The sequence below is a fragment of the Microbacterium sp. NPDC079176 genome, assembly GCF_040686675.1.
Taxonomy (GTDB): domain Bacteria; phylum Actinomycetota; class Actinomycetes; order Actinomycetales; family Microbacteriaceae; genus Microbacterium.
This window is the reverse complement of record NZ_JBFBLM010000006.1, coordinates 352,972-360,461: the sequence shown is the minus strand read 5'-3', so window position 1 is coordinate 360,461 and position 7,490 is coordinate 352,972. Positions and strand designations below refer to the sequence as shown.

Annotated in this window: 5 protein-coding genes and 1 pseudogene; 2 read left to right on the top strand and 4 right to left on the bottom strand. The window is 68.0% G+C overall.

Annotation, left to right across the window (positions count from 1 at the left end; all coding sequences use genetic code 11):
- A pseudogene (locus AB0P11_RS16635) lies at window positions 1–100 on the top strand (carbohydrate ABC transporter permease); the annotation flags it as partial.
- Window positions 101–142: 42 nt separating this feature from the next.
- Here the strand turns inward: AB0P11_RS16635 and AB0P11_RS16630 are convergent.
- The 4 genes from AB0P11_RS16630 to AB0P11_RS16615 are packed head-to-tail and all read right to left on the bottom strand — an operon-like array spanning window position 143 to window position 5,256.
- Window positions 143–619, bottom strand: a complete 477-nt coding sequence (locus tag AB0P11_RS16630) for a hypothetical protein (protein ID WP_363523062.1) — start codon at window positions 617–619, stop codon at window positions 143–145.
- The gene (ligA, locus tag AB0P11_RS16625) at window positions 616–2,931 is read right to left on the bottom strand and encodes an NAD-dependent DNA ligase LigA (protein ID WP_285364795.1); all 2,316 of its coding nucleotides are present in this window, start codon (window positions 2,929–2,931) and stop codon (window positions 616–618) included. The genes AB0P11_RS16630 and ligA overlap by 4 nt, the downstream gene beginning before the upstream one ends.
- 42 nt (window positions 2,932–2,973) lie before the next feature.
- Window positions 2,974–4,071: a tRNA 2-thiouridine(34) synthase MnmA gene (gene mnmA / locus AB0P11_RS16620; protein ID WP_363523060.1), complete on the bottom strand. Its 1,098-nt coding sequence runs from the start codon at window positions 4,069–4,071 to the stop codon at window positions 2,974–2,976.
- 9 nt (window positions 4,072–4,080) lie between these two features.
- A complete protein-coding gene (locus AB0P11_RS16615; RefSeq protein ID WP_056278682.1) occupies window positions 4,081–5,256 on the bottom strand; it encodes a cysteine desulfurase family protein in 1,176 nt (391 codons plus the stop codon).
- A 95-nt stretch (window positions 5,257–5,351) separates the two neighbouring features.
- Here AB0P11_RS16615 and glgX point away from each other — a divergent pair, with 95 nt between their 5' ends.
- Entirely contained in the window at window positions 5,352–7,424 is a 2,073-nt protein-coding gene (gene glgX / locus AB0P11_RS16610) for a glycogen debranching protein GlgX (RefSeq protein WP_363523057.1), read from the top strand.
- Window positions 7,425–7,490: the final 66 nt, after the last annotated feature.

The following is a 7,490-nucleotide window of genomic DNA, read 5'->3' as shown; positions in this document are numbered from 1 at the left end:
TCCGCTCGAGGCCCTCGTCATCCCGCTCTTCCTGCAGGTCAAGAGCCTCGGGCTGCTCAACAGCATCCTCGGCCTGATGGTCGTGTACGTGGCGCGCTCGCGTGCACCGATGGGCAGCCATCCTGAAGGGCCAGCCTGCGCGTCAGGCTCCTGAAGGCCTGTGGCGAGCGAGACGCGCGGCCACGTCGATGAGCTGTTCAGGGCGCGCGAGCAACGCTCTCTGCTCCGGGTTGTCGATGAGATGCTGCAGCAGCCGGTGCGCCCCGTCCACCGTCGGTGTCCAGTACCCGCCGACGTGGTGACGGCTCAGCGGTGCGATCGACGTTTCCCCGTCTGCCAGGAGCTCGACCGCGCCATCATCAGGGTCGAATCCGAGATCGGACACGGTGAGGAACGTCAGGGCGCCGAGGACGAGCGTGCTCAAGAGGCCGGGCAGACGGAACCGCGTGGTGGGCACGTCGAGGATCACTCGCTGCACCTGGGACCAGGGAATGATTCCCCGGTTCTCTGTGCCGTGGCGGATCAGGAGCGCATCAGGCGTCAGACGCAGGTGGTTGCGGCCCGGGTCTCCCACAGCCATCGCGCCGGAGACGGCGATCAGCGGTCCATATCGCCTCATCCCAGAGCGTCCGGCCCCTCCGTGACGAGGATGTGGAACTGAGCGGCATCGAGGATGCGGATGCCGAGCTCCTCCGCCTTCCCCAGCTTCGACCCCGCTCCGGGACCGGCCGCGACGAAGTCCGTCTTCTTGGAGACGCTCGACGCGGCCTTACCGCCCGCCTTGAGGATGGCCTCCTGCGCTCCATCTCGGGTGTACCCGTCGAGTGAACCGGTCGCGACGACCGTGATCCCGTCCAACACACCGCCCTGGACGACTGCCGCGCCCGGACCGGGATGACCGGGCGTGGCCCACTGGACGCCTGCCTCGGCCCAGCGACGAACGATGTCCTGGTGCCAGTCGACATCGAACCACGCGAGCAAGGAGTCGGCGATGATGCCGCCGACTCCTTCCACAGCGGCGAGCTCGTCGCGAGAGGCCGCGCGGATCGCGTCGAGCGAACCGAACCACTGCGCCAGCGCCCTCGCCGCGACCGGCCCGACGTGACGGATGTTCAGTGAGACGAGCAGCCGCCAAAGGTCCTTGGTCTTCGCCTTCTCGAGTTCCGCGAGCAGAGTCACAGCTTGAGAGGAGGGCTGGGGGCCCTCCAGCCCCGACTTCTTCTCTGTCGCGGTCGGGTTGCGTCGGAATGGCGCCCTCGTCTTCACGAGACCGTCTTCGTCCTCCTTGGGCAGCCCCGTCTCGGCATCGCGCACGACGAGCTCGATCGGCACGATCTCATCGAGCGTCAGCGCGAACAGTCCGGCTTCGGTCTCGAGAGGCGGTGTCGCCGGCGAGGTCGGCTGGGTGAGCGCGGCCGCCGTGACTTCGCCGAGCGCCTCGATGTCGAGGGCGCCCCGCGAACCGATGTGCTCGACACGACCGCGAACCTGGGCCGGACACGAGCGCGCGTTGGGGCAGCGCAGATCGATGTCGCCCTCCTTCATCGGACGCAGCGGCGTGCCGCACTCGGGGCATTCGATCGGCATCACGAACTCCCGCTCGGTACCGTCGCGTTTCTCGACGACCGGACCGAGGACCTCGGGGATCACGTCGCCCGCCTTGCGCAGGACGACGGTGTCGCCGATCAGCACTCCCTTGGCTTTCACCACGTCCTTGTTGTGCAGCGTCGCCTGCCTGACGACGCTCCCCGCGACCTGGGCGGGAGCCATCACCGCGAACGGCGTCGCCCTGCCGGTTCGACCCACAGACACGACGATGTCGAGCAGCTTCGTCTGCACCTCTTCGGGCGGGTACTTGTACGCGATCGCCCAGCGAGGCGCCCGACTGGTGGCGCCGAGCTCGTCGTGGAGGGACAGCTCGTCGACCTTGACGACGATCCCGTCCAGCTCGTGCTCGATATCGTGCCGGTGCTCGCCGAAGTACTCGACGAACGCAACCACGTCGTCGATGCTCGTGCACACCCTGGTGTGCGGGCTGGTCGGCAGCCCCCAGTCCGACAGCTTGTCGTAGACCTGACTCTGTGCGGCGACCGGCGGATTCTCCCAGGCCCCGATGCCGTGCACGTACAGCGCGAGCGACTCGATGCGCAGCATCCCCGCCTCGAGTTCGAGCCCCTCCTTCTTGTCGATCTGCTGACGCAGGCCACCACTCGCCGCGTTGCGCGGATTCGCGAACGAGGGGAACCGCCGAGCCGCAGCAGTTCGCGCCTTCTCTTCGTCGAACGGCTTCTTCGCTCCGCTCCGAGCCTCCCAGCGGGCGAGAGCATCGGCGTAGGCCCGGTCGCGGAACTCCGCCTGTGCGGCATTCAGGCGCTCGAAGGCGGCCACGGGAATGAACACCTCGCCGCGCACCTCGACGATGGGAGGGTGACCTTCGCCGCTGAGCTCGAGGGGGATCTCGGGAAGGCGCAGCGCGTTCTCGGTGACGATCTCACCGACGCGCCCATCTCCCCGCGTCGCCGCCGACGTCAGCCGCCCGTTCTCGTAGCGGAGATTGATCGCGAGGCCGTCGATCTTGAGTTCGGTGAGCCAGTCGACAGCTCGCCCCGCAGAGGCGCGCGTCTTGGCGGCCCAATCCCTGAGCTCGTCGATCGAGAACACGTTGTCGAGACTCAGCATCCGCTCCGCGTGCTCGATGGTGGCGAGCCCGGTGGCCTCGGCCGCCCCCACCATCTGAGTGGGCGAGTCCTGACCCTGCAGCTCGGGATGCATCCGCTCCAGCTCTTCGAGCCTGTGCATCCACCCGTCGTAGGTGAAGTCGTCGACGAGTGAAGTGTCGCGCCCGTAGTACGCGTCCTTCGCTTCGAGGATTCGAGTGGTCAGCTCGTCCGCTTCGATACGGGCGTCTTCCAGCGAGATGTTCTCCGGCACCCCGCCAGTCTACGAGCGGGCGCCGACATCGAGAGGCAGGCGCTATGCGTCGACCGGCACTGCGGACACGGTGCGGTCGATCGTGAACTGGCCGAGCACACGCGTTCCGACGTACAGCACGGCGGTCTGGCCCGGCGCGACGCCGTTGAGCGGCTGCTCGGGAACGACGCGCACGCCCTCGGGCGAGACGAATGCCCGGGCTGCTTCCGGCTCGGCGTGGGCGCGGATCTGCACCTCGCAGTCGAACTCGGAGTCGACGGGCGCTGCGCCCGCCCAGCTGAATCGATCGCCCGAGATCTCACGCGTCGCGAGAGCCTCCTTCGGCCCCACGACCACCGTGTTGGACACCGGCCGCACCTCGAGTACGAAGCGGGGCTTGCCGTCGGGGGCCGGGACGCCGAGCTTCAGACCACGGCGCTGACCGACCGTGAAAGCGTGCGCGCCCTCGTGCGAGCCGACGACGGAGCCCGTGCGGTCGACGATCTCACCGGTGGCGGTACCGACCTTCTCGGCCAGCCAGCCTCGCGTGTCACCGTCGGGAATGAAGCAGATGTCGTGGCTGTCGGGCTTCTGCGCGACACTCAGCCCACGCTCCTCCGCCTCGGCACGCACGACCGCTTTGGACGGAGTCGTTCCGAGCGGGAAGTAGGTGTGCGCGAGCTGCTCGGCGGTGAGTACGCCGAGCACATAGGACTGATCCTTGGCGTTGTCCGCGGCTCTGTGCAGCTCGAGACCGCCGTCCGTGGGGATCAGCGTCGCGTAGTGCCCGGTGCACACCGCGTCGAAACCGAGCTCGATGGCGCGCTCGAGAAGGGCGGCGAACTTGATCTTCTCATTGCAGCGCATGCAGGGATTGGGGGTGCGCCCTGCCTGGTACTCCGAGACGAAATCGGCGATCACGTCGTCGCGGAAGCGCTCGGAGAAGTCCCAGACGTAGAACGGGATGCCCAGGAGATCGGCCGCACGACGCGCATCGAGCGCATCCTCGATCGTGCAGCACCCCCGGCTTCCGGTGCGCAGCGTGCCGCCCGCCCGGGACAGCGCGAGATGCACGCCGACGACGTCGTGCCCCGCGTCCACGGCCCGTGCGGCCGCGACTGCGGAGTCCACTCCGCCACTCATGGCCGCAAGAATCCTCATGGGACCAGTCTACGAGCGTGCGGCTGAGCCGGAGCCGGAAGCCCGCAGGTAGGCCTCGCCGATGGATGCGAGGACGGCATCGACGTCGGCGTCCGTCGATGTGCGTCCCAGCGTGAATCGGAGGGCGCTGCGCGCGTCCTGCTCACTGCGCCCCATCGCCATCACGACATGCGATGGCTCCGCCACACCCGCCTGGCAGGCCGACCCGGTCGACGCGGCGATGCCTGCCATGTCGAGAAGGAAGAGCAGGCTCTCCCCCACCGCTCCGGGAAACAGTATGTGGGCGTTGCCGGGGAGCCGTCGCGAGCCGTCTCCCAGAAGCTCGGCCTGCGGCACCCGCGCCAGGATGCCGTCGATCAGCCGATCGCGCATCGTCGCCAGCCGCGCGGTCTCCGTCTCTCGCTCCGACTCGGCGAGCTCGAGCGCGGTGGCGAAGGCCGCGGCACCGGCCACGTCCTGCGTTCCGGCGCGAAGTCCGCGCTGCTGCGCGCCGCCGCGAAGGAGTGCGGAGAGCCGCGCGGTGCGAGCGACCACCAAGGCTCCGACGCCGACCGGCGCGCCGATCTTGTGTCCGGCCACGCTCATCGCGACAAGACCGACCGAGTCGGGCGCATCGCCTCTCAGCGCGCGGAACGACAGAGGCAGGTGGCCGAGGGCCGCGACCGCATCGAGATGGAGGGGAACGAGCGCCTGCGCGGTCGACGACGCCAGCATCGCGGCGTCGTTGATCGTCCCGGCCTCGTTGTTGGCGACGAGCGCGGTCGCCAGCGCCGCGCCCGGAAGCTGGGCAGTGAACTCGTCCACGTCGATGGCCGCCGAGCGATATACCGGAACAGCGCGTAGCACCGCCCCTGCCGCCACCAGGGCCTCGACGGTGTCCATCGTCGCGTGGTGCTCGGCATCCGGCATCACGATGGCATCCGACTCCGCCGGCCGCGCCTGCCACAACCCCTGAAGCGCGAGATTGATCGACTCCGTACCCCCGGAGGTGAACACGACCTCGATGGGGTCGCAGTCGAGCACTGCGGCCGAGCGCTCGCGTGCCTCCTCGAGCAGGCGCCGCGCGTCCTGGCCGGCACCGTGCGTCGATGACGCATTCCCGACCATCTCGCTCGCTTCGAGCCACGCCTCCCGCGCCTCGGGACGCAGCGGCGTCGTCGCGGCGTGGTCGAGATAGTGCTGCATCCCTCCACTCTCCCCCATTTTCCGCGCAGTGGCGTGCACATGGAACTGAGTGCATGCTGTCCTGAGACCCGAGCGCAGACCTCTATGGTGTACTCATGCCCGCGATCCGAGACATCACCGTGCCCGGCGGTACTGCACTCGACAACCTCGGTGTGCGCCTTCACGACGGCGTCGGAAACCTCCGCGTCTGGTCACAGAACGCGTCCTCCATCGAACTCGTCGTCTTCGATGCCACCGACCTCGACTGGGTCATCGACCAGGTCGATCTCGCACGCCTTCCCGGCGGCATCTGGGAGGTGACGACAGAACTGCTCCAGCCCGGCACCCGGTATGCGATCCGCGTCGGAGGGCCACACGGGCCGGGGAACACGTTCAACCCCGAGACTCTGCTCCTCGACCCCTACGCTCGCGGTCTCGCGCAGGGCGACGGCTACGAGGAGTGGCGCTCCGTGGTGATCGTCGACGGGTTCGACTGGGGAGAGTCCGTCAAGCCACGGATACCGCTCGACCGCACCGTGATCTACGAAGGGCACCTGAAGGGGCTGACCAAGCGTCAGCCCGATGTGCCCCCGGCTCTGCACGGCACATACGCCGGACTCGCGCATCCCGCGATGATCGAGTACTTCCACTCTCTCGGGATCACCTCGATCGAGCTCCTGCCCGTCCAGGCGTTCGTTCCGGAGCCTCGCCTGCTCGAGCGCGGCCTCACGAACTACTGGGGCTACAACACCCTCAACTTCTTCACACCGCACAACGCCTACGCCACGGAGGACGCACGCAAGGGCGGCCCCGAGGCCGTTCTCGCCGAGTTCAAAGGCATGGTGCGACTGCTGCACGAAGCCGGACTCGAAGTCATCCTGGACGTCGTGTACAACCACACGTCGGAAGAGGGCCTCGGTGGACCTCGGTCCAGTCTGCGCGGCATCGACAACGCCAGCTACTACCGACAGGACGCATCAGGCGCGTACATCGACACGACAGGCTGCGGCAACACGCTCGACACCTCGACCGATGCCGGAGCGCGCCTCGTGCTCGACTCGCTGCGCTACTGGGCGCAGGAGATGCAGATCGACGGCTTCCGCTTCGATCTCGCGGCCGCGATCGCGCGCGACGGCTCGCACACCTATACGCCCGAGCACCCGCTTCTCACCGCCATCGCGAACGATCCGATCCTCCGCGACACCAAGCTCATCGCCGAGCCGTGGGACGTCGGCATGGGCGGCTGGCAGACCGGCAACTTCCCGAACGGCTGGATGGAGTGGAACGACCGCTACCGCGACCGGGTCAGGAACTTCTGGCTGAGCGACATCGACTACGCGCGTCGTGCGTCCGCTCCGGTCGGCATCGGGGGCTTCGCGACGCGTCTCGCCGGCTCGTCGAACACTTTCGCAGATGTTCGGGGACCGCTGGCCAGCATCAACTTCGTCACCGCGCACGATGGCTTCACCATGCACGACCTCGTGTCGTACGACGTCAAGCACAATGAGGCGAACGGCGAACAGAATCGCGATGGTGCCGACATGAATCGGGCTTTCAATCACGGTATCGAGGGGCCGACCGACGACCCTGCGATCCTCGCTGCCCGGCGAAAAGCGATGCGCAACCTGCTCGGCACCCTGCTGCTGTCCGCCGGGATCCCCATGCTCACGGCCGGCGATGAGGTCGGTCGGACGCAACGCGGAAACAACAATGCCTACGCCCAGGATTCGTCGATGACGTGGCTCGGCTGGGACGCGGAACCGTGGCAGGAGGACCTGCGCGCACACGTCGCTCGACTCATCCAGCTCCGTTCCGAGAATCCCGCCCTGCGTCCGAGCCGGTACGCCCGACTCGGTGAGCACATCCCCAACGCCTCTGTCATGGACTGGTTCGACCAGAACGGCGAGACGATGGAGAGCCAGCAGTGGACGGACCCTGGTAACCGCACTCTGCAGTATGTGGCGGCCTCGACCCCCGATCGCGAATCGGCCAATCGGATCCTCCTCATCGTGCACGGGACGGAGTCGCCCATCGACGTGCGTCTGCCCGACGACCTCGAGGAGGCGACGCGTTTCGTCTCGCTGTGGTCGAGCGCCGACGACCGCCCGCAAGACGGCGGCGAGGTGTTCGCCCCCGGCGACGTCCTTCCCATCCCCGGCACCTCCATGCGACTCTTCCGCGTGGAATGAAGGGCGGCGCGCCGGGGCCCTCCGCGAGCTACCCGCTTCACGCCGCGAGCGGTACATTCGGGGGGT

Coding starts and splice junctions, on each gene's coding strand:
- glgX (WP_363523057.1), top strand. CDS start 5,352: ATGCCCGCGATCCGAGACATCACCGTGCCCGGCGGTACTGCACTCGAC.
- AB0P11_RS16630 (WP_363523062.1), bottom strand. CDS start 619: ATGAGGCGATATGGACCGCTGATCGCCGTCTCCGGCGCGATGGCTGTG.
- mnmA (WP_363523060.1), bottom strand. CDS start 4,071: ATGAGGATTCTTGCGGCCATGAGTGGCGGAGTGGACTCCGCAGTCGCG.
- AB0P11_RS16615 (WP_056278682.1), bottom strand. CDS start 5,256: ATGCAGCACTATCTCGACCACGCCGCGACGACGCCGCTGCGTCCCGAG.